Source organism: uncultured Tateyamaria sp. (assembly GCF_947503045.1).
Lineage (GTDB): Bacteria > Pseudomonadota > Alphaproteobacteria > Rhodobacterales > Rhodobacteraceae > Tateyamaria.
The window spans coordinates 257,927-280,093 of sequence record NZ_CANNCF010000005.1 but is presented as its reverse complement, the minus strand read 5'-3'; the positions used below and the strand labels follow the sequence as shown (position 1 = coordinate 280,093).

24 protein-coding genes, 1 pseudogene and 1 riboswitch are annotated in these 22,167 nt (G+C 61.4%); of the genes and pseudogenes, 7 read left to right on the top strand and 18 right to left on the bottom strand.

Going from position 1 to position 22,167, the window contains the following annotated elements; translation table 11 throughout:
* Window positions 1-50: 50 nt before the first annotated feature.
* The 5 genes from Q1A89_RS20120 to Q1A89_RS20100 form a co-directional block, all read right to left on the bottom strand.
* Complete coding sequence (locus tag Q1A89_RS20120) at window positions 51-671, bottom strand: d(CMP) kinase (RefSeq protein ID WP_299732787.1); 621 nt, start codon at window positions 669-671, stop codon at window positions 51-53.
* Entirely contained in the window at window positions 668-2,023 is a 1,356-nt protein-coding gene (gene aroA / locus Q1A89_RS20115; RefSeq protein ID WP_299732784.1) for a 3-phosphoshikimate 1-carboxyvinyltransferase, read from the bottom strand. The genes Q1A89_RS20120 and aroA overlap by 4 nt, the downstream gene beginning before the upstream one ends.
* A 146-nt stretch (window positions 2,024-2,169) precedes the next feature.
* Window positions 2,170-2,868: a tRNA (guanine(46)-N(7))-methyltransferase TrmB gene (locus tag Q1A89_RS20110; protein WP_299732781.1), complete on the bottom strand. Its 699-nt coding sequence runs from the start codon at window positions 2,866-2,868 to the stop codon at window positions 2,170-2,172.
* A 68-nt stretch (window positions 2,869-2,936) separates the two neighbouring features.
* Entirely contained in the window at window positions 2,937-3,386 is a 450-nt protein-coding gene (locus tag Q1A89_RS20105) for a MarR family transcriptional regulator (protein WP_299732778.1), read from the bottom strand.
* Window positions 3,379-4,524 carry a twin-arginine translocation pathway signal protein gene (locus Q1A89_RS20100; RefSeq protein ID WP_299732775.1) on the bottom strand — a complete coding sequence of 382 codons (1,146 nt, stop codon included), beginning with the start codon at window positions 4,522-4,524 and terminating at the stop codon, window positions 3,379-3,381. The genes Q1A89_RS20105 and Q1A89_RS20100 overlap by 8 nt, the downstream gene beginning before the upstream one ends.
* 161 nt (window positions 4,525-4,685) lie before the next feature.
* Between Q1A89_RS20100 and Q1A89_RS20095 the strand changes: the two genes are divergently transcribed.
* Window positions 4,686-5,852 (top strand): alpha-hydroxy acid oxidase, encoded by a 1,167-nt coding sequence (locus Q1A89_RS20095; RefSeq protein WP_299732772.1) that lies wholly within the window; start codon window positions 4,686-4,688, stop codon window positions 5,850-5,852.
* Between the two features lie 173 nt (window positions 5,853-6,025).
* Here the strand turns inward: Q1A89_RS20095 and Q1A89_RS20090 are convergent, their stop codons facing one another.
* Window positions 6,026-7,264, bottom strand: a complete 1,239-nt coding sequence (locus tag Q1A89_RS20090) for an MFS transporter (protein WP_299732769.1) — start codon at window positions 7,262-7,264, stop codon at window positions 6,026-6,028.
* Between the two features lie 75 nt (window positions 7,265-7,339).
* On the opposite strand from Q1A89_RS20090, the gene Q1A89_RS20085 reads away from it, so the two are divergent.
* Entirely contained in the window at window positions 7,340-7,999 is a 660-nt protein-coding gene (locus Q1A89_RS20085; protein WP_299732766.1) for a 50S ribosomal protein L25/general stress protein Ctc, read from the top strand.
* Window positions 8,000-8,101: 102 nt separating this feature from the next.
* Here the strand turns inward: Q1A89_RS20085 and Q1A89_RS20080 are convergent, their stop codons facing one another.
* The gene (locus tag Q1A89_RS20080; RefSeq protein ID WP_299732763.1) at window positions 8,102-8,749 is read right to left on the bottom strand and encodes a VPLPA-CTERM sorting domain-containing protein; all 648 of its coding nucleotides are present in this window, start codon (window positions 8,747-8,749) and stop codon (window positions 8,102-8,104) included.
* Window positions 8,750-9,088: 339 nt separating this feature from the next.
* Here Q1A89_RS20080 and pth point away from each other — a divergent pair, with 339 nt between their 5' ends.
* The 4 genes from pth to Q1A89_RS20060 are packed head-to-tail and all read left to right on the top strand — an operon-like array spanning window position 9,089 to window position 12,398.
* Window positions 9,089-9,772, top strand: a complete 684-nt coding sequence (gene pth / locus Q1A89_RS20075; RefSeq protein ID WP_299732760.1) for an aminoacyl-tRNA hydrolase — start codon at window positions 9,089-9,091, stop codon at window positions 9,770-9,772.
* Complete coding sequence (locus tag Q1A89_RS20070) at window positions 9,769-10,836, top strand: DUF2332 family protein (RefSeq protein WP_299732757.1); 1,068 nt, start codon at window positions 9,769-9,771, stop codon at window positions 10,834-10,836. The genes pth and Q1A89_RS20070 overlap by 4 nt, the downstream gene beginning before the upstream one ends.
* A gap of 19 nt (window positions 10,837-10,855) precedes the next feature.
* Complete coding sequence (locus Q1A89_RS20065; protein ID WP_299732754.1) at window positions 10,856-12,025, top strand: serine hydrolase; 1,170 nt, start codon at window positions 10,856-10,858, stop codon at window positions 12,023-12,025.
* A 4-nt stretch (window positions 12,026-12,029) separates the two neighbouring features.
* Window positions 12,030-12,398: a DUF2237 domain-containing protein gene (locus tag Q1A89_RS20060; protein ID WP_299732751.1), complete on the top strand. Its 369-nt coding sequence runs from the start codon at window positions 12,030-12,032 to the stop codon at window positions 12,396-12,398.
* Here the strand turns inward: Q1A89_RS20060 and Q1A89_RS20055 are convergent.
* Window positions 12,395-12,853: a helix-turn-helix transcriptional regulator gene (locus tag Q1A89_RS20055; RefSeq protein WP_366524513.1), complete on the bottom strand. Its 459-nt coding sequence runs from the start codon at window positions 12,851-12,853 to the stop codon at window positions 12,395-12,397. The genes Q1A89_RS20060 and Q1A89_RS20055 overlap by 4 nt on opposite strands.
* 68 nt (window positions 12,854-12,921) lie before the next feature.
* On the opposite strand from Q1A89_RS20055, the gene Q1A89_RS20050 reads away from it, so the two are divergent.
* Window positions 12,922-13,383 (top strand): hypothetical protein, encoded by a 462-nt coding sequence (locus Q1A89_RS20050; protein ID WP_299732745.1) that lies wholly within the window; start codon window positions 12,922-12,924, stop codon window positions 13,381-13,383.
* Window positions 13,384-13,463: 80 nt separating this feature from the next.
* Here the strand turns inward: Q1A89_RS20050 and Q1A89_RS20045 are convergent, their stop codons facing one another.
* The 10 genes and pseudogenes from Q1A89_RS20045 to metK form a co-directional block, all read right to left on the bottom strand.
* Complete coding sequence (locus Q1A89_RS20045) at window positions 13,464-13,934, bottom strand: PepSY domain-containing protein (RefSeq protein ID WP_299732742.1); 471 nt, start codon at window positions 13,932-13,934, stop codon at window positions 13,464-13,466.
* A gap of 169 nt (window positions 13,935-14,103) precedes the next feature.
* Window positions 14,104-15,351 carry a tryptophan synthase subunit beta gene (trpB, locus tag Q1A89_RS20040; protein WP_299732739.1) on the bottom strand — a complete coding sequence of 416 codons (1,248 nt, stop codon included), beginning with the start codon at window positions 15,349-15,351 and terminating at the stop codon, window positions 14,104-14,106.
* Between the two features lie 16 nt (window positions 15,352-15,367).
* A complete protein-coding gene (locus tag Q1A89_RS20035; protein WP_299732736.1) occupies window positions 15,368-15,817 on the bottom strand; it encodes a GNAT family N-acetyltransferase in 450 nt (149 codons plus the stop codon).
* Window positions 15,814-16,458, bottom strand: coding sequence for a phosphoribosylanthranilate isomerase (locus tag Q1A89_RS20030; RefSeq protein WP_299732733.1), 645 nt, complete (start codon window positions 16,456-16,458; stop codon window positions 15,814-15,816). Before Q1A89_RS20030 ends, Q1A89_RS20035 begins: the two co-directional genes overlap by 4 nt.
* Window positions 16,459-16,467: 9 nt before the next feature.
* Window positions 16,468-16,818: a LapA family protein gene (locus Q1A89_RS20025; RefSeq protein WP_299732731.1), complete on the bottom strand. Its 351-nt coding sequence runs from the start codon at window positions 16,816-16,818 to the stop codon at window positions 16,468-16,470.
* Window positions 16,818-17,102 carry an integration host factor subunit beta gene (gene ihfB / locus Q1A89_RS20020; protein WP_299732729.1) on the bottom strand — a complete coding sequence of 95 codons (285 nt, stop codon included), beginning with the start codon at window positions 17,100-17,102 and terminating at the stop codon, window positions 16,818-16,820. Before ihfB ends, Q1A89_RS20025 begins: the two co-directional genes overlap by 1 nt.
* A gap of 308 nt (window positions 17,103-17,410) precedes the next feature.
* Window positions 17,411-19,093, bottom strand: a pseudogene (gene rpsA, locus Q1A89_RS20015) (30S ribosomal protein S1); the annotation flags it as partial.
* Between the two features lie 161 nt (window positions 19,094-19,254).
* Window positions 19,255-19,836, bottom strand: a complete 582-nt coding sequence (locus Q1A89_RS20010) for a VPLPA-CTERM sorting domain-containing protein (RefSeq protein ID WP_299732727.1) — start codon at window positions 19,834-19,836, stop codon at window positions 19,255-19,257.
* A 372-nt stretch (window positions 19,837-20,208) separates the two neighbouring features.
* Window positions 20,209-20,817 carry a hypothetical protein gene (locus Q1A89_RS20005; RefSeq protein ID WP_299732724.1) on the bottom strand — a complete coding sequence of 203 codons (609 nt, stop codon included), beginning with the start codon at window positions 20,815-20,817 and terminating at the stop codon, window positions 20,209-20,211.
* Window positions 20,818-20,919: 102 nt separating this feature from the next.
* The gene (metK, locus tag Q1A89_RS20000; protein WP_299732721.1) at window positions 20,920-22,101 is read right to left on the bottom strand and encodes a methionine adenosyltransferase; all 1,182 of its coding nucleotides are present in this window, start codon (window positions 22,099-22,101) and stop codon (window positions 20,920-20,922) included.
* 3 nt (window positions 22,102-22,104) lie between these two features.
* A riboswitch (SAM-SAH riboswitch) is annotated at window positions 22,105-22,155 on the bottom strand.
* Window positions 22,156-22,167 lie beyond the last annotated feature (12 nt).

Sequence of the window (22,167 nt, the reverse complement as noted above, 5' to 3'; positions counted from 1 at the left end):
AACTGCCTCGAGTCCGGGACGGCACACAGAAAAACACTCCGGGGAACTGTTTAGCCCCGCGCCTGTTCCACAAAGGCAATCGCCGCCGCCACAGCCGCCTCGATCCCCATCTCGGACGTATCCAGCACTTCGGCCCCGATCGCAGGTTTCAAAGGGGCCGCGCTGCGTTCACTGTCGCGCCGGTCACGCGTCTCGACATCGCGCAGCACGTCTTCAAACACCGGGCCATGACCGCGCGCCTCCAACTCGTCAAAGCGGCGGCGCGCACGCACCTCGGGCGAGGCCGTCACAAACAGTTTCACCTCGGCCTGCGGGCAGATCACGGTGCAAATGTCGCGCCCGTCCAGCACAGCGCCGCCCGCCCGACGGGCAAAAGCACGCTGAAAATCCAGAAGGGCCGCGCGCACTTCGGGGATGACGGCCACTTTACTGGCCTCTTGCGCCACCGCAGCCGTGCGCAGCGCATCATTCTCCAACGCCTGTGCGTTCAAGCCTTGCGCGGCCTCCACCGGGTCCGCACCGGTCAACACCTGCGCCCCGACCGCGCGGTACAGCAGCCCGGTGTCCAGATGCGCCAGCCCGAACCGTTCCGCAATCGCCCGTCCAATCGTGCCCTTTCCGGCAGCGGCAGGGCCATCAATGGCGACGGTAAAGGGCTGCGTGCCAATCACCCTGCACTGTCCCGGGTCACCTGCGCCCCAAGGCCCGCCATGAGCGGTTCAAAGATCGGAAAAGACGTCGCAATGGGCCCGCCATCATCGACCGACATCGGATTTTGCGTGGCCATCCCCATCACAAGGAAGGACATGGCAATCCGGTGATCCAGATGGCTGGCGCAGCGCACCCCGCCCCGCACATTGCCATGTCCAAGGCCCAGCACAGTCCACCAGTCCGGCCCATCCTCAACTCCGACGCCAGCGGCGCGCAACCCATCCGCCATGGCGGCAATCCGGTCGCTTTCCTTCACGCGCAGTTCCTTGACGCCTGGCATATGCGTCTCGCCTTGGGCAAAGGCAGCCACAACCGACAGAACAGGGTATTCATCGATCATGCTGGCCGCGCGCTCTTCGGGCACGGTAATGCCTTTGAGGTCGGGCGAAAAGCGCACGCGCAGATCCGCGACAGGCTCTCCACCCTCGATCCGCTCGTTCTCATAGGTCAGATCCGCGCCCATCTCGCGCAGCGTGGTGAACAGCCCCGCCCGCGTCGGGTTCAGCCCGATGGTCGGCACCAACACGTCCGAGCCGGGCACGATCAGCGCCGCACAGACCGGAAAGGCGGCCGAGGACGGATCGCGGGGAACGTCGATATGCTGCGGCTTCAACTCGGGGCGGCCCTTCAGGGTGATGACCCGGCCCTCTTGCGTCACCTCGGTGCTGATTTCGGCGCCAAAACCCGCCAGCATCCGCTCGGTGTGATCGCGTGTCGCCTCGGCCTCGACCACCACCGTCTCGCCGGGCGCGTTGAGGCCTGCCAGCAGCACCGCGGATTTCACCTGGGCCGACGGCATCGGCACGCTATAGCGCACCGGCACAGGGCCCGCCGCACCCACCAGCGTCATGGGCAAACGCCCGCCGTCGCGACCCACCGCCTCGCAACCAAACAGCGCCAACGGGTCGGTCACCCGCGCCATCGGGCGCTTGTTCAGGCTCGCATCACCGGTAAAGGTCGCCGCAATAGGCGAGGTCGCCATCGCGCCCATGATCAAACGCACGCCGGTGCCCGAATTGCCGCAATCAATCACCTGTTCCGGCTCGGCAAATCCACCGACACCGACACCGTGCACAGACCACCGCCCGCCACCGTGATCGGTGACCTCGGCGCCAAAGGCGCGCATCGCCTTGGCGGTGTCCAGCACATCCTGCCCTTCCAGCAGGCCCTGAATGGTGGTCTCACCCACCGCCAGCGCCCCAAGGATCAACGAGCGGTGCGAAATCGACTTGTCGCCGGGCACGTCCGCCACGCCCGACAAGGGGCCGCAGGGGGCAGAGGTCATCGGGATAGGGTCACCGTGGCTGGACATGGCTGATCTCGCATCTGTTTATTCGCGGCACACCTATCCGCCCGCGAAAGGCCCGTCCAGACCGGCGCGACCCTCTTGCATTTCTTCTGACCAAAAATACCACGGGGGAGGCCGCAAGGCCGGGGGCAGCGCCCCCCCCCAAACCCTCAGCCCAAGCGACGAAACGTCAGATAATGCGGCACCCGCCCCTCGCGCAGCGCCTTCTGCTCATAACGCGTGCTCAGCCAGTCGTCCCACGGCGCGCGCCAGTCGGATGGACGCTCGGCGAGCCACTCGAACCCGGCCTTGGGCACTTCTTCCAGCGTCTGGCGCACGTAATCGGGAATGTCGGTCGCCACGCGCAGCACAGCGCCGGGCTGCATCACGCGGGCCAGGGGGTCCAGATGCTCGGGTGTCACGAACCGGCGGCGGTGATGCCGGGTCTTGGGCCAGGGATCGGGATAGAGCAGAAAGGCACGCGCAATGCTCGCCTCCGGCAGCACATCCATCAGATCGCGCGCATCGCCGGGATGCACCGCCAGATTGTCGACACCGGCACGGCGGATCTTGCCCAGCAGCATCGCAACACCGTTGATGTAAGGCTCTGCCCCGATGATGCCGACATCCGGGTTCAGACCGGCCTGATGCACCAGATGCTCGCCGCCGCCAAAGCCGACCTCAAGCCACACAGGCCGCCCGCCAAACAGGGCCTCAAGGTCCAACGGCACCCGGTCGGGATTGTCCTCCCAGGACACGGGCCCCGGCGACAGCGCGTCGAGGTCCTCGGCCAGATAGGTCCGTTGGCTGTCCTTCAGGGTCTTGCCCTTGATACGGCCATAAAAATTGCGATGGGGGCGATCTGTCATGGCGGCGCATTTAGCGTGCAGCGCGGCGCGGGGCAATGGTGTAAGGCGCACTTGCGTGTGCGCCGACCTCAGCCGTCGCGGGCACGGTCGAGAAAGATACGCAAATCCGTGAGCACCGGCTTGATGTCGACCAGCCGGTCCAGATCAAACCCTTGGGCCAGCTGCGCCAGATCAGGACCAAGGGCGGCAATGGTCCCGTCGCGCAAATCCCTCCCCTCGTCCGTCAACCACACGCATTTCGACCGCCCGTCCTCGGGGTTCGGGCGCAAGGCCACCAGCCCGCGCTCTTCCAGCACTTTCAGCGTGTGGGTCATCGAAGTCTTGGGCACCTGAAAGGCGCGCGCCATATGCATCGGCGTCTGCCCGTCGCTCACGCGACACAGATGGTTCAACACAGTGAAATGCGGCGCGATCAGCCCGTCCGGCAGCCGCGCCTCCAAAATGGCGCGGCTCAACTGTTCGATAATGCCGATCTCGTTGAATACCTCAAAGAACACGGCGGGTGACGGGTCAGGCATGCACGAATTTGCTTTCCAATGGCCAGCGCGGACTCTGACCCACCTCGGGGCCATATCCAATCCGGGCAAACATTTGCACGGTTCCCCCGTCCGGGGCCAGCCGCTTGTGCAATTGATCGTAGATGCCAGACATTTCCGGGTATTCCTGCAGGCCCTGGCTCAGCGGTTGCATCCCCAGACCGGCCGCGGCCGTGGCGAGGTTCAACCGCACCCAGTCGCGCCCGGCCTCGATCTGATCAGCGCGGGTATTGCCCCGTGTGACCTGCCACAGATGGCCCATCGCCGTGTCCGTGTTGGCAAAGACCGCCTTTTCGCCTTCGGAATAGGCCATGGACGAGCGATCCAGCGCCCCTTCCCGCGTGAACATGCCCGTCAACGCCATCGCCTCGAACATCGGACCCGTAAAATCGATGCCATCGGGATTGGCCGCCACTTCGCGGCTGCCGATACGGAACAGATCGACGCTCTCCTGATAGGTGCGGGGCGTGTCCAGCTCGATGCGCAGGGCGGCATGGCTGATCTCGCGCAGTTCCGCGACGTCGCCCGGGTCGACCGAGCCTGCAACGGATGTGCGCCGCGCTGCCGCCAGAACGCCAGCCAGAGTGGCCGGATCAACTGTGCGCGTTGTATCAAACGGCTCTTTCAGCGACCGGCGCGCCATGACCTGATCAAACAGTGCAGGTTCGGGCGTTGCCGCATCGGGGATTAAGCGGGCCACAGCGACGGGGCGGGAATCCAGTGCATTGATGTCGGACCCGTCCGGAAACAGATCAAACTCGACCCCATAGCCATCCTGCGCCGCCGCCAGCGCCAACACCTCAAGAAAGCAGCCCAGACCAATCACGATCTGGCGGCTGAACGGATCGGTGTGGGGCAGCAACCGGTCGGTGTCCACGTACAGGGTCACCTCACCGTCTTTGCGCAAATCCACCAGCCACGGCTGGCGATTGTGTGGATTGGGCGCAAGGATCGCATAGCTCAGCGCCCGCATCCGAGGTTCCGAATAAGTCCCCGCCGCCGCCCAGGGGGCAAACGCCGTCTCGGGCATGCGGGTCACGCTCACTCCGGCAGCGGCCGTGGCGGCCAGAATGGTGCCGCCCCCCAACAGGGCGAGTGTCTTGCGACGGGTCAGGGTCATGGGTTTCTCCTATTGGTACGATTTCGAACTACGTGAGTTGATATAATACGATTTCGCACCAAACAAGTCCCATTTCGTACCATTTCCACGATTTCAAAAAGGAGATTGATCCCAACTTGTCGAATTGGTAATGAAACCTGACCAATATGCGAGGTTTGCCCGTGCCCGTCATCACCAATATCGACGATCTCAAGCGCATCTATAAGCGGCGCGTGCCCAAGATGTTCTTTGATTACTGCGAATCCGGGTCCTGGACCGAGCAGACCTTCCGCGAAAACACGTCCGATTTCGACCAGATCCGGCTGCGCCAGCGCGTCGCTGTCGACATGACCGGGCGCAGCACGAAAACCCAGATGATCGGGCAGGATGTGGCGTTGCCCGTGGCCCTCGCCCCGGTCGGCTCCACGGGGATGCAACACGCGGATGGTGAGATCCTCGCAGCCAAGGCGGCCGAGGCCTTTGGCGTTCCCTTCACCCTGTCCACGATGTCCGTCTGTTCGATCGAAGACGTGGCGGAGCACACCTCCAAACCGTTCTGGTTCCAGCTCTATGCGATGAAGGACAAGGACTACACCAAGCGCGTGATCGAGCGGGCCAAGGCCGCGAACTGCTCTGCCCTTGTGGTGACGCTCGATCTGCAAATTCTCGGGCAACGGCACAAGGACATCCACAACGGGTTGACCATCCCGATCCGCCCGACGCTGGGCAATATCATCGATCTGGCCACGAAATGGCGCTGGATCGCGGGGATGGCGCAAACCAAACGCCGCCAGTTCGGCAATATCGTCGGCCACATTGACGGCATCAGCGACATGTCATCGCTTTCGGTCTGGGCGGCGGAAAGTTTCGATCCAAAGCTGAACTGGGAAGACGTCAAGGAAATCAAAAAACAGTGGGGCGGTCCGCTCATCCTCAAAGGCATACTCGATGCCGAGGACGCGAAAATGGCGCTGCAGGTCGGGGCGGATGCGATTGTCGTCTCCAACCACGGCGGGCGGCAGCTTGACGGCGCTCTCAGCTCGATCCGCATGCTGCCCGCGATCATGGACGCGGTCGGCGACAAGATCGAAGTGCATCTCGACAGCGGTATCCGTTCGGGCCAGGACGTGCTCAAGGCGCTTGCCATGGGGGCCAAGGGCACCTTTATCGGGCGCGCCTTCATCTACGGGCTGGGCGCGATGGGTCAAGAGGGTGTGAGCAAGGCGCTCAGCGTGATCCACAAGGAACTCGACATCACCATGGCGCTGTGCGGAGAGACGCAAGTCACCGATTTGGGGCGGCACAACCTGCTGGTCCCCGAAGGGTTTGAAGGGCGCTGGCAGCCATAGCACCGGCACGGAATCAAGGCCGCAGGCCGCCGTGCCAGCGGCTGCCCGCCCCCCCCCCGGGCGGCCGCTACTTTGCCGTTGGCGCCATGCTCGGACCCAATAGGCAAATGATCCCGATAAACCGCGTCGTATTGCCCGTTTTGCGGCCTTCCGCGGGCAGCCGCTGCCCCGGCTCAGCGCGCGGGTGCTTCACGTCCCGCCAGCATCCGCGCCCATGCCGGCACCAGCACCGCCGCCACCACCAGCATCACCGCCCCAATCACGTAAAACGACGCGCGCAGGCCGAACAACTCGGCCACGTACCCCATCACCACCGGACCTAGGAAAAACGCGGCATAACCCAGCGCCGCCGCCTGTGAAATCGCGGCCAGCCGATGACGCGCCGACACCGCCTGCCCCACAAGGCCCAGGGCCAGCGGGCCCACAACGGAAACGCCCAGACCACCCAGCAAAAAGCCCACATAGGCCACCGGCAGCGAAGGCGCCGCCCCGGCCAGCGCAAGACCCACACCCGCGAGGCACGCGGCAATGATCATCACCCGGATCGGCGGCCAGCCCGCACCAAACAGATGCGCCCCAAGCCGACCCAATGCCATGCCGGTGCCCAGCAGGGCCGGACCCAGCGCACCTTCGGCGGGGCCACCGCCCAGCGTGCGCTCAAGATGCAAGGCCGACCACCCCTCGGACGCCGCCTCGCCCAGAAAGGCGGCCAGCACCACAATGCCACCAACCCAGACCAGCGCGCGCGGCATGCCTGCAGCCTCAACTGCTTCGTCCTCGATATTGCGCCGATCCGGCAGCCGCATCCAAATCATCAAAACGGCCACCACCACACCCATCCCGGCAAAGACGGCAAAGGGGCCAAAGCCCGCCTCGCGCGCGAACCCGACACAGATCGCGGCCATCGCATAAGTCAGGGAAAACAGCCCGTGATTTAGGTTCATCAGACTGCGCCCGGTCTCGGATTCAGCCTCACTGACCTCGGCATTGGCCAGAACATCGCCCACACCCGACCCGGCGGCGGCCAGAAACAGACCAAAGCCGACAACCATCGGGTCCTGCGCCAGCCCGGTCACCAGAAACCCGAGGATCATGAACGAGATACCGGCCATCAGCGCCCATGTGCCCAGCAACCGATAGACCAGCGGCGCCAGCCACATCGCCATCAGCGCCCCGGTCGAGCCCATCAGGATCAGCGTCCCCCAGAACCCGTCGCCGACGCCGACTTGGGCCTTGATCACAGGCATCTGCGCCGAAAAACTCGCCCAGCCGATGCCGATCACGGCAAAGGCGGCAAGCGCGCGCCGCGAGGCATAAAGGTCGTCCCAAATCCGCATCAGCAAGCGGTGCCACGTGGCCCCTGCCCCGTCCAGCCCAAACCACGCTGCATTTGCACTTTTCAACTCGACCAATCCGGTCTATAGCGCGCACTTCACGCGGGGTGACAGCCTTGGAGGCATCCCGCCCTTACAAATTGGAGAATTATCATGGCTGGAGAGATTCCTGATCTCGAAGCTCTGGAACGGACGGGGACAGGCAAGGGCGCCGCTCGTCAGGCACGCCGCGACGGCATGGTTCCGGGGATTGTATTTGGCGGCGACACAGATCCGCTGCCCATCAATCTGCCCTTTAACAAGCTGCTGAAAATGTTGCGCGCAGGCCGGTTCAAATCGACCCTGTTCAACATGAAGGTCGACGGCCACGACGACGTGCGCGTCATCTGCCGTGACGTGCAGCGCGATGTGGTCAAGGACCTGCCCACTCACGTGGACTTCATGCGTCTCAAGCGGACCACCAAGATCAACCTGTTCATCGGTGTCGAAGTGGCAGGCGAAGACGTCTCGCCCGGCCTCAAGAAGGGTGGCGTGCTGACGCTGATCCGTCCCGAAGTCGAACTGATCGTGACCGCCGGGGACATCCCCGAATTCATCACCATCGACGTCTCCGAACTGGAAATCGGCGACAACGTCACCATTTCGTCGGTGAACCTGCCTGAAGGTTCGAAACCAACGATCGACCGCGACTTTGTGATCGCCAACATCTCTGCTCCGTCCGGCCTGCGCGCCGCCGACGATGAGGAAGAAGGCGAAGCAGAAGACGTCGATGCAGCCGACGTGCCAGCAACAGAGCGGACCGAAGAGGCATAAGCCGACTCATATCTGCTGACCAGATCAAGGCCGCTCCTGCCCGGGGCGGCCTTTTTCAATGGGATCAGGGGTTTGTGCGGTAAGTGAGGGGCCGGAAAGGCGTCAGACCCGCTCTTTACGCATCTTGCGCCGTGCAACGGCAAAGGCGCCAACACCGCTCAGCAGCATCACCGCACCCGCGGGCAGCGGCACCGGGCTTACTGGGGACGAAAAGTCAGCAGTGTAGATGCCGTTGTTGAAGAACGCAGTCGATCTGGCATCTGCCTTGTCGGCAGTGAAAAACGCCTTCCAAGCACTGACGCCCAGCGAATAAGAGCCGCTCGCCAGCGCATCTACACCGAGGAACGACAGGGTTGTCCCGCCGCCGCCATTGCCCGACCCGCGCGTGCTTTGCGCAACAAGGGTCGATCCGGAATAGAGGGCGATGATCTCGCGGAAGTTGCTGCGCGGCGCGCTGGTCACGGAAATGGTCAACTCGGTCGCCGGACCACCAGATGTACCCACGGTGAATTCAATGAAATCAAGCGTCTGCACGCTCAAGGTCTGCGTCGTGCTCGCACCGCCCGTCACATCCCCAAGGATATGCGTGGCCGCAAGACCCGCACTGGCGGAACTCGCAACAAGCACGCAGGACAGGATCACGGATTTCAACTTCTTCGCAAACATCGACAGCACCAGATAGACAGCAAGCAGGGGTGCAGCAGGACGCACCACAGGCTTTGGGTTCAGTTGAGAATGAATACCCTTCAATTTTGTTAAAATTTGGACAAAATGATGGGGGACATGAGGCTGCGATCGACAAATTGGCCCGCCTGAGAACGCTCTTTTGGCCCTTAACCTTTCATCAACATTTCGCAGCGCACGCTGCGTTAACCCGCCCCAATCCGCCCAATCGTATGCCGGGTGGTGCACAGGGTGTGCACAGTCTGTGCACGGAGTGTGACTCGCCGATTCGCCTTGTTTTCATGGCGTTAACGCTTCCAAAACAACGCGGCGTCAACTGACGCCCCCGCCCCGTTGCGCGTACGGTCCTTGTTCGCCCATCCGCGCGGGCGTATGCTGCACAGCGGCAAACAGGCGGAGACCTCCATGAAACTGATCGTCGGCCTTGGCAATCCGGGTGCGAAATACGCGCACAACCGGCACAATATCGGCTTCATGGCGCTGGACAGAATCGCCGCCGATCACGGCTTTCCGGGCTGGAAATCCAGGCATCAGGGCGTCATCAGCGAAGGACGCTTTGGCTCCGACCGCGCCGTCCTGCTCAAGCCCGAAACCTATATGAACAAGTCCGGTGACTCGGTCGGGGCCGCGATGCGGTTCTACAAGCTGGAGCCCGAGGATGTCATTGTTTTGCATGACGAAATCGATCTCGCGCCGGGCAAGGTAAAGTGGAAAATGGGTGGCGGACATGCGGGCCATAACGGCTTGCGCTCGGTGCATGCCCATATCGGGGCCGACTACGGGCGCGTGCGTCTGGGCGTCGGACATCCCGGCCACAAGGACGCGGTGCCGGGCTACGTGCTGCGCGACTTTCCCAAGGCGGATGCGGACTGGCTGGACGATGTGCTGCGCGGCTGCTCGGACGGCGCGCCGCATCTGGCGCGTGGCGACGGGGCCAAGTTCATGAACGCCGTGGGCCTGCGCCTGTCCCCGCCCCGCTCGGGCACAGGCGAGAAAACGCCCGTGAAACCAAAGGCTTCCGCGCCGGAAACGACTCCCCCCCCGGACACCCGCACCACCCTGCAAAAACTCATGGACCGCTTTACATGAGCCTCCTTCAGGCCTTCCGCGACCAGTCCGACACCTGCACGCGAATGGGCTCTCCCCTTATGGGCCGCGTGCTGCGCATCCTGGCGGAAAACTGGGATGCAGACAGCGCGTTGGGGCAGAAAATGGCGCAATATCAGGGCGATATCGGCCCCGCCGGACATTCCCTGCCATTGCGCATCTGCGGCGGGTTGCACGCGCTGGTCCTGCAGGATCGCGACGCAGGTCTACGCGCCGCCTACCCGCCCAACACGAGCAGCGATGCACAGCTTGAAGAGGCCGTGCTAATCGCCTTGAAAACGCATCAGGATTTCCTGATCGACTGGACCCAAAGCCCGCCGCAAACCAACGAAGTCCGCCGTAGTGCCGCGCTGATGGCCATGGCTCATGTGACGCTGTCCCATTTCGATCGGCCCATCGTGTTGTCCGAACTCGGCGCCAGCGGCGGGCTGAACCTGATGTGGGATCACTTTGCACTCGACACCGGCAGCGCCCGTTTGGGGCCCAAGGACGCGGTCCTGACCCTCGAGCCCGATTGGACGGGTGCCGCGCCACAGCAGGCTTATCCACAGGTTGTGAACAGATCAGGTGTTGATCTCAACCCCTTGAATCCAAACGACCCTGCAGACCTGTTGCGCCTCACCGCATATCTTTGGGCAGATCAACCACATCGTCTGGCGCTGACCAAGGCGGCAGCCTCCGTGATGGATGCCCTTGTCGAAAAAGGCGATGCAATCAACTGGTTGGCGACGCGTCTTGAGGCAGCACCTGAGGGGCATCTGCACATCATCCAGCACACCGTCGCCTGGCAGTATTTTCCGGCAGAGGCGCAAAAGCGCGGCACCGATCTGATCGAGGCCGCAGGCGCGCGTGCCACGCCCACCACGCCGCTGGCATGGATGCAGATGGAAACCGATGGGGACGCAACCGGTGCCATTGGGGCCGCCCTCACCCTGCGGCTTTGGCCGGGTGATCTGACGCTGCATCTGGGGCGTGCAGATTTTCACGGGCGCTGGATCAAATGGGCGGGCCGACCTGCGGCGCGCCGTCAGTTAAGGGTAGGTTAGGACAAATGGGGAAGATTACATGCGCAAGGTCCTGAAATGGATAGTCCGCATCGGCGCGGCGTTGATAACTGCGGCTGTTCTGGTCGGATTGTGGAAGCGGGAAGAGATCACGCGCCTGCTTGCAGTGAATTCGCTGTTTAACGAAGACCGCATTGTGTCGAACTTTTCGAACATGGACAGCGCATTTCTCCACCGTGATGTCCACAAGGGCGACGGCCCCGTCAGCCCCCTGCCCGAAGGCGATCAGATGGAGATGCCCGGCAGCTACGCGGACTGGGTCAGCGCGCGCACTGTCACCTCCGTTCTGGTCCTGAAGGACGGGCAGATCGTGCACGAGGCCTATTATCAAGGCACCAGCCCCGACGACCGCCGGATCAGCTGGTCGGTCGCCAAGAGCTACCTGTCTGCGCTGTTCGGCATTCTGGTGGACGAAGGGGCCATCGGCTCGCTGGACGATCCGGTCACAAAATACGCGCCCTCTCTCGCCGGTGGCGCCTATGACGGAGCGAGTGTTCTCAACGTTCTGCAGATGTCGAGCGGGATCACCTTTGACGAGGACTATCTCGATTATGACAGCGATATCAACCGGATGGGCCGTATCCTTGCCTTGGGCGGCAAGATGGATGACTTTGCGGCGGGCCTGAGCGAGAGCTTTGCCGCGCCCGGCGAAACCTGGCAATACACCTCGATCGACACCCATGTTCTGGGCATGGTTGTGCGGGGTGCGACGGGGCGCGATATTGCGGATCTGATGAGCGAAAAGCTGGTTCAGCCGCTTGGCCTCGAACAGACGCCGTTCTACCTCACCGACGGGGTCGGCGTTGCCTTTGTGCTGGGCGGGCTCAACGTCACAACGCGCGATTACGCTCGCTTTGGGCAGATGATCCTGCAGAACGGCGCATGGCAAGGACGCCAGATCGTGCCCGCCGACTGGATCGCCGCCTCGACCGTCGCGAGCGCCCGGACCGACCCGGGCGAAATCCGCTATGGCTATCAGTGGTGGATCCCGGTGGACGCCAATGACGGAGAGTTCATGGGCCGTGGAATTTACGGCCAATACCTCTATATTGATCAGGCAGCGGGCGTCGTTGTCGTCACCACGGCGGCGGACCGACAGTTCCGCGAAGACGGCGTAAGCGAGAGCAATATCAACATGTTCCGCGAAATCGTGGCCGCAACAAAGGACTAGGATCATGGAGCCAGATGACAGCGTCAACGTGCTGGGCACCGAATTGTCGGCCTGCGGCATGGACCCGGTCACAGGCTTCTTTCGCGACGGGCATTGCAACACCTGCGCCGCCGATCAGGGCAGCCACACGGTCTGCGCAGTGATGACGGCCGAGTTCCTCGCCTTTTCCAAATATGTGGGCAATGACCTCAGCACGCCGCGCCCCGAATTCCGCTTTGCCGGGCTCAAACCGGGGGACAGCTGGTGCCTCTGTGCAGCGCGTTTCCTGCAGGCCCATGACGAAGGCTGCGCGCCCAAGGTCAGCCTTGAGGCAACACATATGCGCGCGCTTGACGTCGTGCCGCTGGACGTGCTGCAGCAACACGCGGCCTAGGTGATCGGGCCATCCATCAAGTCTTCGATAAACAGGCTGAGCAATTGTGGACGTCCAGACACTCCGGCCTTGCGGTAGATCGCATTTGTCTGCGCCTTGACCGTTCCTTCGGATACCTCACGTATGGCCGCAATGTCCTGAATACTCAGCCCTTTTATGGAAAAAAGTGCAACGTCGCGCTCGGACGGGGTCAGCTCCCATTCCTCGAAACGGTCCTGCATCAGCTCTGCAAAAGCACCGGAGGCTGCGCGCAACTGGGATTCCACCCGCTCCGCCCGTTCCTCAATACGCCGCAATAACAATGTCCCCATGACCACTCCCACGATCAGGCTGATTGCGGCCGTCAATTCGATGACCTCGTGCAAGGTCCAGTCCAGAATGACAGGGATACCCAGGATCGGGATCATCAAATCGAACATAAACAGCGACGCCGCCACCACCTGAAGACCAAGCACCAAGATGATAACTACGCGTCTTGCCATGTGTTTACGCAGGTGCGCTCCGCGTTGACCTAATCATCATCGTGATCATCCCCATCCTCGGAACCGCCGTTCCGGTTACCCGGTCCGCTGTTGTCGTTGTCATCGTCCTGATCATCGTCATCGTCATCGTCATCGCGGTCATCGTCATCGCGATCATCATCGTCATCGTCATCGTCGTCGTCATCATCGTCGTCGTCGTCGTCGTCGTCAAAATCATCAGCGTCGCCCTTGTCGCGCCGCTTTCTGATTTCCCAATAATCACGCAGGATCTCGCCGGTATTGGGGTTCATGATGATTTCGCGCCGACCGGCAGCGCCAGAGGCCTTTATCCTTGTACGCCCCAGAAACGTCCGAGAAACCGTAATTTTTTCAAGCCCTTGGTCGACAAGTTGTTGCACGACCGTATCGACGGGCCCAGCGGCGCGCACTGGAACACCGTCAACAAGCAAGGCCAAGAGCAACATGGTTGCAAATATCATGCGCCATCTGGACATGCGTTATGATTTCCCACCTTTACGTCGCAGCTTGCACAACACAGGGCAAAAAGCCAACCAAGCACGATGAACCGCATGGAGGGGCAAGCTCAGTCGTCGTCGCTGTCGTCATCGCGGTCATCGTCCCGATCGTCATCGCGACCATCGTCCCGATCGTCGTCGCGATCATCATCTCGGTCGTCATCGCGATCATCATCTCGGTCGTCATCGCGATCATCGTCCCGGTCGTCATCATCATCCGAACGGTTACGAATTCCCCGATCACGAAGGAAATCACGGTCCCGCGTGTCGACTTCAATGCCAGGCGCGGTGTCGTCAGTGGCTGACACCTGTTCAGTCTCTTGCTTGACCACAGTGCCAGACGCACGATCATAGATGACCTCGACCTTCTGGGTGCCCCTGATCGCTTCGACCTTGGTTTGTGTCGGGCCATTCTTGACTTCAATACGCGTGTACCCGAGGTCCTGAAACTGGCCGATCACCCTGTCTGAAAAACTCTGGGCAAGGGCCATCGAGGCCAAGGTCACACTTGCTGCCGTGGCGAGGAAAATCTGTTTCATTGCTTCATCCTTTTGATAACAGACCGGATATATTCCGGACGTCGTTCAAACAGTCATGATGCGATCCCGTTTCCTATCGAGCACAAGTTTAGACCCCGCGCCATGGGCACAGGGTTTAGATGCATAAACTGGAGTTTAGAGCCGTGTGACGCGGATCAGACCGAAAGTTTCACTCGACATTGCGCCCTTCGGGCCCGGTCATGTCAAAGCCAAGGGCGCGGGCCACTGTAAAGATGTCCTTGTCGCCCCGCCCGCACATGTTCATGCAGATGATGTGGTCGGCCGGCAGGTCCGGTGCAATCTTCATCACATGGGCCAGTGCGTGGCTGGGTTCCAGCGCGGGAATGATCCCTTCGAGCGTGCAGCAGAGCTGAAACGCCTCCAGCGCCTCTCTGTCGGTGATCGAGACATACTCCGCGCGCCCAATCTCGTGCAGCCACGCATGTTCTGGGCCGATACCGGGATAGTCGAGGCCAGCCGAGATCGAGAACCCTTCGAGGATTTGCCCGTCATCGTCCTGCAAAAGGTAAGTGCGGTTGCCATGCAGTACGCCGGGGCGTCCGCCGGTAAGCGAGGCGCAATGCTCCATCTTGGCGTTCACGCCCTTGCCGCCCGCCTCGACGCCGATGATGCCGACCTCTTTGTCGTCGAGGAAAGGGAAGAACAGGCCCATCGCGTTGGACCCACCGCCAATGGCGGCGATCAATGTGTCGGGAAAGCGCCCTTCGGCCTCGACCATCTGTTCGCGCACTTCCTTGCCGATGATGCTTTGGAAATCGCGGACCATCGCCGGGTACGGGTGCGGCCCGGCCACGGTGCCGATGCAGTAGAACGTGTCGCGCACATTAGTCACCCAGTCGCGCAGCGCGTCGTTCATCGCGTCCTTGAGCGTGCCCCGCCCGGAGGTCACCGGGATCACTTCGGCACCCAGCAACTTCATGCGGAACACGTTGGGGGCCTGACGTTCAACATCATGCGCACCCATGTAAACCACGCATTTCAAACCGAATTTCGCACAGACCGTGGCTGTGGCCACACCGTGCTGCCCCGCGCCGGTTTCGGCAATGATCCGGGTTTTGCCCATACGGCGGGCGAGGATGATCTGGCCCAGCACGTTGTTGATCTTGTGCGCGCCGGTGTGGTTCAGTTCGTCCCGTTTCATGTAGATCTTGGCGCCGCCCAGATGCTCGGTCAGGCGCTCCGCATGATAAAGCGGGCTGGGGCGTCCCACGTAATGCTTCCACAGGAAATCCATCTCGGCCCAGAACGACTCGTCCGTCTTGGCCTTTTCGTACTCTTCCTCAAGGGCCAGGATCAGCGGCATCAGCGTTTCGGACACGAACCGCCCGCCGAAGTCACCGAACCGCCCGTTTTCGTCCGGGCCGGTCATGAATGAGTTGAAAAGGTCGTTTGCCATCTTGGCCCTCGCGCGTTCAGATCAGATCGCGTTTATACCCGATATGCGAAGGGGTAAAGCCGAGGCGCTGGTAGAACCGTGCGGTATCGGTGCGACGTTTGTTCATCGTCAGTTGCATCAGCGTACAGCCTGCGGCGCGCGCACGGGCCTCGGCATCCGCGATCATCAGCGCACCGATCCCCTGCCCCCTCAAGTCGCTGGCCACCCGCACCGTTTCGATCTGCGCGCGCCGTGCGGCCCGCAGGGACAGGCCCGAGATATAGGTGATCTGGTAGGTCGCCACGATCCGCCCGTCGCTTGTGCCAACGATCAGGTGGTTGTTGCCCTCACGCTCCATGCTCTGAAAAGCGGCGCGGTATGGCGCGATCTCCGGCACCTCTCGGGTTGCCCCCAGCACATCATCGGCCATCAGCGCGAGCACGTCGGGTAGATCATCGAGGGTGGCTGCGCGGAACTGAACGCTCATATCTCTTGCGTGACGGCCAGAAACTGACGGATCAGGCCACTGTCCTTTTGCCCCGGCGCCGTTTCCACGGCCGAGCTGAGATCGACCTGCCGCGCGCCGGTGATGCGCACAGCCTCGGCCACATTGTTATGGGTCAGACCGCCGGCCAGCATCCATGGCACCGGCCAACGCCGCCCGGAAATCAGCGTCCAGTCAAAGGCCGCGCCATTCCCCCCAGGCAGGTCCGCGTCCTTGGGGGGTTTGGTGTCCACCAGCAATTGATCCGCCACGAGGGCATAGTCATCCAAGACAGGCAAGTCGCTGGCATCGGCCACGCCCACGGCTTTCATCACCGGCAAGCCGTAGCGCGCCTTGATCTCAGCCACACGTTCGGGGGTCTCTGCGCCGTGCAATTGCAACATGTCCAGCGGTACAGTGGCTGTCAGCGCATCAAGAAAGGCGTCATCCGGATTGACCACCAGCGCGACCTTGGCCACGCCCGGCGGGACGTCCAGCGCCAGATCACGGGCTGTTTCCAGGCTCACATTGCGCGGGGATTTGGAAAAAAAGACAAAGCCGACATACTTGGCCCCCGCCTCAACAGCAGCAGACACGTGCTCGGCACGGCTCAGGCCGCAGATTTTCACAGAAACGTCCGACATGGTGTCGGTCTAGCTTGCCTCGTCCAGCAGGGCCAGCACTTCGTCCTGGCCTTCGTGCTTTTCAGACTTGAGGCGTTTGACCTCTCGTTCGAGGCGGCGGACTTCGCGGGCATTGCGGGCGTTTTCGGCACGCACCGCATATTCGCGCATCCATTCCCAGATGAACCCAACCAGAAGGCCGGTCAGAATACCGCCAAAGATCACCAGAAACAGCGGCAATTGGACGGTAGGAGCAACGGCAAACAAACCCGCAATCTCGTCAGGCAGCAGCTTCAGCGTGACCGGGCCGCGATTGGCCAAGGCAACAGCAATCAGCGCGATCGCAAAAACCGCGATGCAGGCATAGCGGATGTAGCGCATCAGGCTTTCCCGTTCAGACGATCACGCAGCAGCTTGCCGGTCTTGAAAAACGGCACGTGCTTTTCCTCGACATCAACGGTTTCCCCGGTGCGCGGGTTGCGCCCGACACGGGCGTCACGCTTTTTGACAGAGAACGCGCCAAAGCCGCGCAACTCGACCCGGTCCCCCCGCGCCATCGCGTCCGTGACCTCATCAAAGATGGTATTCACAATGCGTTCGACATCGCGCTGATAGAGGTGTGGGTTTTCGTCGGCGATTTTCTGGATCAGTTCTGACCGGATCATGGCATTTCCCCCCCAAAACGATGCAACGTCTTGTTCCAATTTCGACTCAGACTATAGGAACAATAATGCGGGCCGTGAATAGCAAGGCGTTGGTCTAAGCGGGTTTTTACGCCGCCAAACGCAATCATTCGGGCCCGGTGCCAGCCAAATTGGCCAAGGGCGGCGCTGCGCGCGTCCAACTTCCGCGCGAAGGCAGTGGCACGGGGTTCATTGATTCGGTGCCGCAAATTGGATCATGGACATGCAAAAGGGGGGCCGCGCTGGCCCCCCTTTCTCGTTCATTTCGATGGCGCCCCGCGGAGCAACCCTCAGTCGTCGGTTTTCAGCGCCGCGCCAAGGATATCGCCCAGGGACGCGCCAGAGTCTGAGGAGCCATACTGTTCGACGGCCTCTTTCTCTTCTGCGATCTCGCGCGCCTTGATGGACACACCCAGACGACGGGTCTTGCTGTCGATGTTGGTGATGCGCACATCAACCTTGTCACCAACCGAGAAACGCTCGGGGCGCTGTTCGGCACGGTCACGGCTGAGGTCAGAGCGGCGGATGAAGGATTTCATGCCCTCATATTCCACTTCGACACCACCATCTTCGATCGCTGTCACTTCGACCGTCACGATCGAGCCGCGCTTCACGCCGCCCACCGCTTCGGCGAACTTGTCGCCACCAACGCCCTTGATCGAGAGCGAGATGCGCTCTTTCTCGACGTCGACTTCGGACACAACCGCGTGGACCATGTCGCCCTTGCGGTAATCCTGGATCGCTTCTTCACCGCGCTGATCCCAGCTGAGGTCGGAGAGGTGAACCATGCCGTCGATGTCGCCTTCGAGGCCAACAAACAGACCGAATTCGGTGATGTTCTTGACTTCGCCTTCGACCTCGGTGCCCTCGGGGTGTGTTTCTGCAAACACTTCCCATGGATTGCGCATGGTCTGTTTCAGGCCCAGAGACACGCGACGCTTGGCGCCGTCGATTTCCAGAACCATGACTTCGACCTCTTGCGAGGTGGACACGATCTTGCCGGGGTGGACGTTCTTCTTGGTCCAAGACATCTCGGAGACGTGCACCAGACCTTCAACGCCGGGCTCCAGCTCAACGAAGGCACCGTAATCGGTGATGTTGGTGACACGACCGGTATGCGAGGATTCCAGCGGGTACTTCGCCGCTACCAGATCCCATGGATCTTCCTGCAGCTGTTTCATACCCAGCGAAATGCGGTGTGTTTCCTTGTTGATCTTGATGACCTGCACCTTGATCGTTTCGCCAATCGTCAGGATTTCCGACGGGTGGTTCACACGACGCCATGCCATGTCTGTAACGTGCAGCAGGCCGTCTACGCCGCCAAGGTCCACGAACGCACCGTATTCGGTGATGTTCTTGACCACACCATCGACAGTCTGACCTTCGGTGAGGTTGCCAATGACTTCGGCGCGCTGTTCGGCGCGGGATTCTTCGAGGATCGCACGACGCGACACAACGATGTTGCCCCGGCGACGGTCCATTTTCAGAATCTGGAACGGCTGCTTCAGACCCATTAGCGGGCCAGCGTCGCGCACGGGGCGCACGTCAACCTGAGAGCCGGGCAGGAACGCCACGGCACCGCCGAGGTCGACCGTAAAGCCACCTTTGACACGGCCAAAGATCGCGCCTTCGACGCGCGCTTCGCCAGCGTAAGCGGTTTCCAGACGATCCCAGGCTTCTTCACGGCGCGCCATCTCACGAGAAATGACCGCTTCGCCCTTGGCGTTTTCAGCCGAGCGCAGGAAGACTTCCACTTCATCTCCAACGGAGATGTCGGGGGCTTCACCGGGATTTGCGAATTCTTTGAGTTCGACGCGGCCTTCCATCTTGTAGCCTACGTCGATGATGGCCTGACCCGCTTCGATTGCGAGAACTTTGCCTTTGACGACAGACCCTTCTTCGGGTGTGTCCATTTCGAAGCTTTCTTCAAGGAGGGCTTCGAATTCCTCCATCATTTTATCAGCCATGTGGCGTCGGTTTCCTTTAGGTGTTGTTTCTGGCCGTGCGGTTGTCTCCGCCGGTCTTTGGGTTTCGTTAGACGGTGCCCTTAATACAAAAAGGGCCGGTAACCCAGCCCTATTTTCGCATTTATTGTATCACGTCGCGTGTGGGCGAACCTCACACCCTGCGCGGCTTACGCCTTTGCGCGGCGACGCATGAAGGCCAGTGCGCCAAGACCACCGATCAACAGCGGCAAACCGGCGGGCAGTGGTACAGGAGACGGGTCTTGTTGCAATTGAGGCCCTGCGCTCACGGCGGTGATGTTGAACGCGTAGTTCGCGACCACACCAGCATCAGGTTCGGCGATGCGGAAAAAGTACGATCCAGCCGATTGAGTACCGAACAGCGGCCCAGTGAACCCGGTCCCCGTAAAGTTGCTTGCCAAGGAGTCGTCACGCCCGTTGAACGAGCCATCATCCACATAAAGACGCCATGCGGAACGTGCTGCGGTGACAGAAAAGGCAGACAGCGAGATATCAAAATCCACGGAGGACGAAAACTTGTACATGTCACGCACGTCGCCATTGTCGGCATCCGTTCCACCGACAACGTTGATCACGTCACCGAAGTTGGAAAGCTTGCCCAGCGACGTTGCCGCCAGCGGCCCGTTGCCGCCATCACCGTCAATCGCCTCATCGTAAGACGTTACTGTCGCAGCATTTACCGCACCGGCGAGAACCATCGCGGCGGACAATGTCGTAAGATACAGTTTCATTTCGTTACCTACTCACTAAAACAGTGCCAAATCTTTAACAAACATTCGCTGTTCATGCCAGCTTTACCCTACGTGAAGCGCCAAAATCTTCAAGAAATCAAGAGAAATTGGCCTTTGTCGACGCGAGGGCACATTGTCGCTGTAAAGCCGACACATTGGGGCCAAATCGTAAACACAGTTCTGCCACAATCTCTATCAGAGGTAGAAGCGTCTGTTTCAGCACGGAAATCCCAGATCGGAAGCGTTCGGCGATTCGTTGCGGATCGTGGCAATTCTATGCCTTCGACCCATGCCCGGGTGCCAAGACACAGGAAACACCCGACGCGAGCGATGAAACGAAAGGCGGACAACAGACCGTACAGGTCTAGACCCTCAGATTTCTTCACCCAACTCCTGCAATTCTTTCAGCAATTCCTGATAGATGCCGTTGCTGTCTCCGCCCCCAAAACTCAGCGCGCCACCGGAATAGGTCTGCCCATAGGTGCGCGCCACGTTGATGGTCTGGATGAACGCGGACAACAGCTGGTCTTTTTCAAGCGAGCTGAGCGGGTGGATGAACACCCCCCAAAGGCGCCCCTGCGCCACGGCGTAGCGCGCATCGAGGGCCGTGTCGAAATTGGCCTGCATCAGCCGCATCAACTCGTCCGAGCTGAGCCCTGCCGCCGAGCGGATCGGCACCATGGCGCGCATCCTGTTGGCCCCGGGATCGGCAATTACCACGACGGGGATGTCATCGATGATGAACTGAATGGCGTTGCCTGCCGCTTGTGCTTCGGGGTCGATGGCCCGGATGATCTGGGCCATGCGCACCATTGTCATGGGCGGTTCGGACGCGAGGGGTGCCTCTGGCGCATCCGGAGCCTCCAGTGCGCCGGGTGCTTCCTGCGCGTCCGGGGTTTCGCTCTCCTGCGCGATGGCAAGATTTGTGCAAGCCATGAACGCGGCAAGGGCAATGAGATGGCGGAACGGGCGCAGGGGCATGTGGCAAAACCTTTCGTAAGACACAGAAAGGCTAGGCCAGACGACCCTCAAATACCAAGCACCGTTTGGTGATCGCGCCCGCAGCGCGCCCGGCCACCCCGATCAGAGAGCGGCGCGCAGCGCGTCCGCAAGGTCCGTCCGCTCCCAGCTGAACCCGCCATCCGCGTCCGGCGCGCGGCCAAAATGCCCGTAAGCCGCAGTGCGCTCATAGATCGGGCGGTTCAGTGACAGGTGCTGGCGGATGCCACGCGGCGTCAGGTCCATCGCCTGGGCCACGGCAGCTTCGATCGCAGCGTTTTCCGCCTGACCGGTGCCGAATGTGTCGCAATAGATCGACAGCGGCTTGGACACGCCGATGGCATAGCTGAGCTGGATCGTGCATTTATCGGCCAATCCCGCGGCCACCACGTTCTTGGCCAGATAGCGCGCTGCATAGGCAGCCGAGCGGTCAACCTTGGTGGGATCCTTGCCCGAAAACGCACCGCCGCCATGCGGTGCAGCGCCACCGTAGGTGTCCACGATGATCTTGCGACCTGTCAGGCCCGCGTCCCCGTCAGGGCCGCCGATTACGAACTTGCCGGTGGGGTTCACGTGCCACTCGGTCTCGTCGCTCAACCAGCCATCGGGCAGGACCTCTTCGATGTAGGGCGCAACCATGGCGCGGATGTCATCGCTGCTCAGGCTTTCATCAAGGTGCTGTGTCGACAGCACCAGCGACGACACGCCGACAGGTTTGCCATCGCGGTAGATCACCGACAGCTGCGATTTGGCGTCGGGGCCAAGGGCAGGCTCTGTCCCGTTCTTGCGGACCTCGGCGAGGCGACGCAGGATCGCGTGGGCGTAGTGGATCGGGGCGGGCATGAGTTCGGGCGTTTCGCGGGTGGCAAAGCCGAACATGATGCCCTGATCACCAGCACCCTCGTCCTTGTTGTCGGCTGCATCCACACCTTGGGCGATATGGGCGGACTGCTCGTGCAGCAGGTTGGTGATTTCGCAGGTTTTCCAGTGAAACTTGTCCTGCTCGTACCCGATGTCCTTTATACAGGCGCGCGCGATCTCGTCGATCTTGCCCATATAGTCTTTCAGCTTGTCCTGATCGCTCAGTCCCACTTCACCGCCGATGACGACACGATCCGTCGTGGCAAAGGTTTCGCAGGCCACGCGGGCTTCGGGTTCTTCGGCCAGAAAGGCGTCCAGCACGGCGTCGGAAATGCGGTCGCAGACTTTATCGGGGTGGCCCTCGGAAACGGATTCCGAAGTGAAGGTATAGTTTTGCCGGGACATAAGTGCTCCATTTATGAATGCATGCGCCACGCCAGGAAGCCGTTGTGACGATTTCGGACGCACTTA

Excerpts from the sequence above, each read along its gene's own strand:
- aroA (WP_299732784.1), bottom strand. The coding sequence starts at position 2,023 with ATGTCCAGCCACGGTGACCCTATCCCGATGACCTCTGCCCCCTGCGGC.
- Q1A89_RS20110 (WP_299732781.1), bottom strand. The coding sequence starts at position 2,868 with ATGACAGATCGCCCCCATCGCAATTTTTATGGCCGTATCAAGGGCAAG.
- Q1A89_RS20105 (WP_299732778.1), bottom strand. The coding sequence starts at position 3,386 with ATGCCTGACCCGTCACCCGCCGTGTTCTTTGAGGTATTCAACGAGATC.
- Q1A89_RS20100 (WP_299732775.1), bottom strand. The coding sequence starts at position 4,524 with ATGACCCTGACCCGTCGCAAGACACTCGCCCTGTTGGGGGGCGGCACC.
- Q1A89_RS20085 (WP_299732766.1), top strand. The coding sequence starts at position 7,340 with ATGGCTGGAGAGATTCCTGATCTCGAAGCTCTGGAACGGACGGGGACA.
- pth (WP_299732760.1), top strand. The coding sequence starts at position 9,089 with ATGAAACTGATCGTCGGCCTTGGCAATCCGGGTGCGAAATACGCGCAC.
- Q1A89_RS20070 (WP_299732757.1), top strand. The coding sequence starts at position 9,769 with ATGAGCCTCCTTCAGGCCTTCCGCGACCAGTCCGACACCTGCACGCGA.
- Q1A89_RS20065 (WP_299732754.1), top strand. The coding sequence starts at position 10,856 with ATGCGCAAGGTCCTGAAATGGATAGTCCGCATCGGCGCGGCGTTGATA.
- Q1A89_RS20060 (WP_299732751.1), top strand. The coding sequence starts at position 12,030 with ATGGAGCCAGATGACAGCGTCAACGTGCTGGGCACCGAATTGTCGGCC.
- Q1A89_RS20045 (WP_299732742.1), bottom strand. The coding sequence starts at position 13,934 with ATGAAACAGATTTTCCTCGCCACGGCAGCAAGTGTGACCTTGGCCTCG.
- trpB (WP_299732739.1), bottom strand. The coding sequence starts at position 15,351 with ATGGCAAACGACCTTTTCAACTCATTCATGACCGGCCCGGACGAAAAC.
- Q1A89_RS20035 (WP_299732736.1), bottom strand. The coding sequence starts at position 15,817 with ATGAGCGTTCAGTTCCGCGCAGCCACCCTCGATGATCTACCCGACGTG.
- Q1A89_RS20030 (WP_299732733.1), bottom strand. The coding sequence starts at position 16,458 with ATGTCGGACGTTTCTGTGAAAATCTGCGGCCTGAGCCGTGCCGAGCAC.
- Q1A89_RS20025 (WP_299732731.1), bottom strand. The coding sequence starts at position 16,818 with ATGCGCTACATCCGCTATGCCTGCATCGCGGTTTTTGCGATCGCGCTG.
- ihfB (WP_299732729.1), bottom strand. The coding sequence starts at position 17,102 with ATGATCCGGTCAGAACTGATCCAGAAAATCGCCGACGAAAACCCACAC.
- Q1A89_RS20010 (WP_299732727.1), bottom strand. The coding sequence starts at position 19,836 with ATGAAACTGTATCTTACGACATTGTCCGCCGCGATGGTTCTCGCCGGT.
- Q1A89_RS20005 (WP_299732724.1), bottom strand. The coding sequence starts at position 20,817 with ATGCCCCTGCGCCCGTTCCGCCATCTCATTGCCCTTGCCGCGTTCATG.
- metK (WP_299732721.1), bottom strand. The coding sequence starts at position 22,101 with ATGTCCCGGCAAAACTATACCTTCACTTCGGAATCCGTTTCCGAGGGC.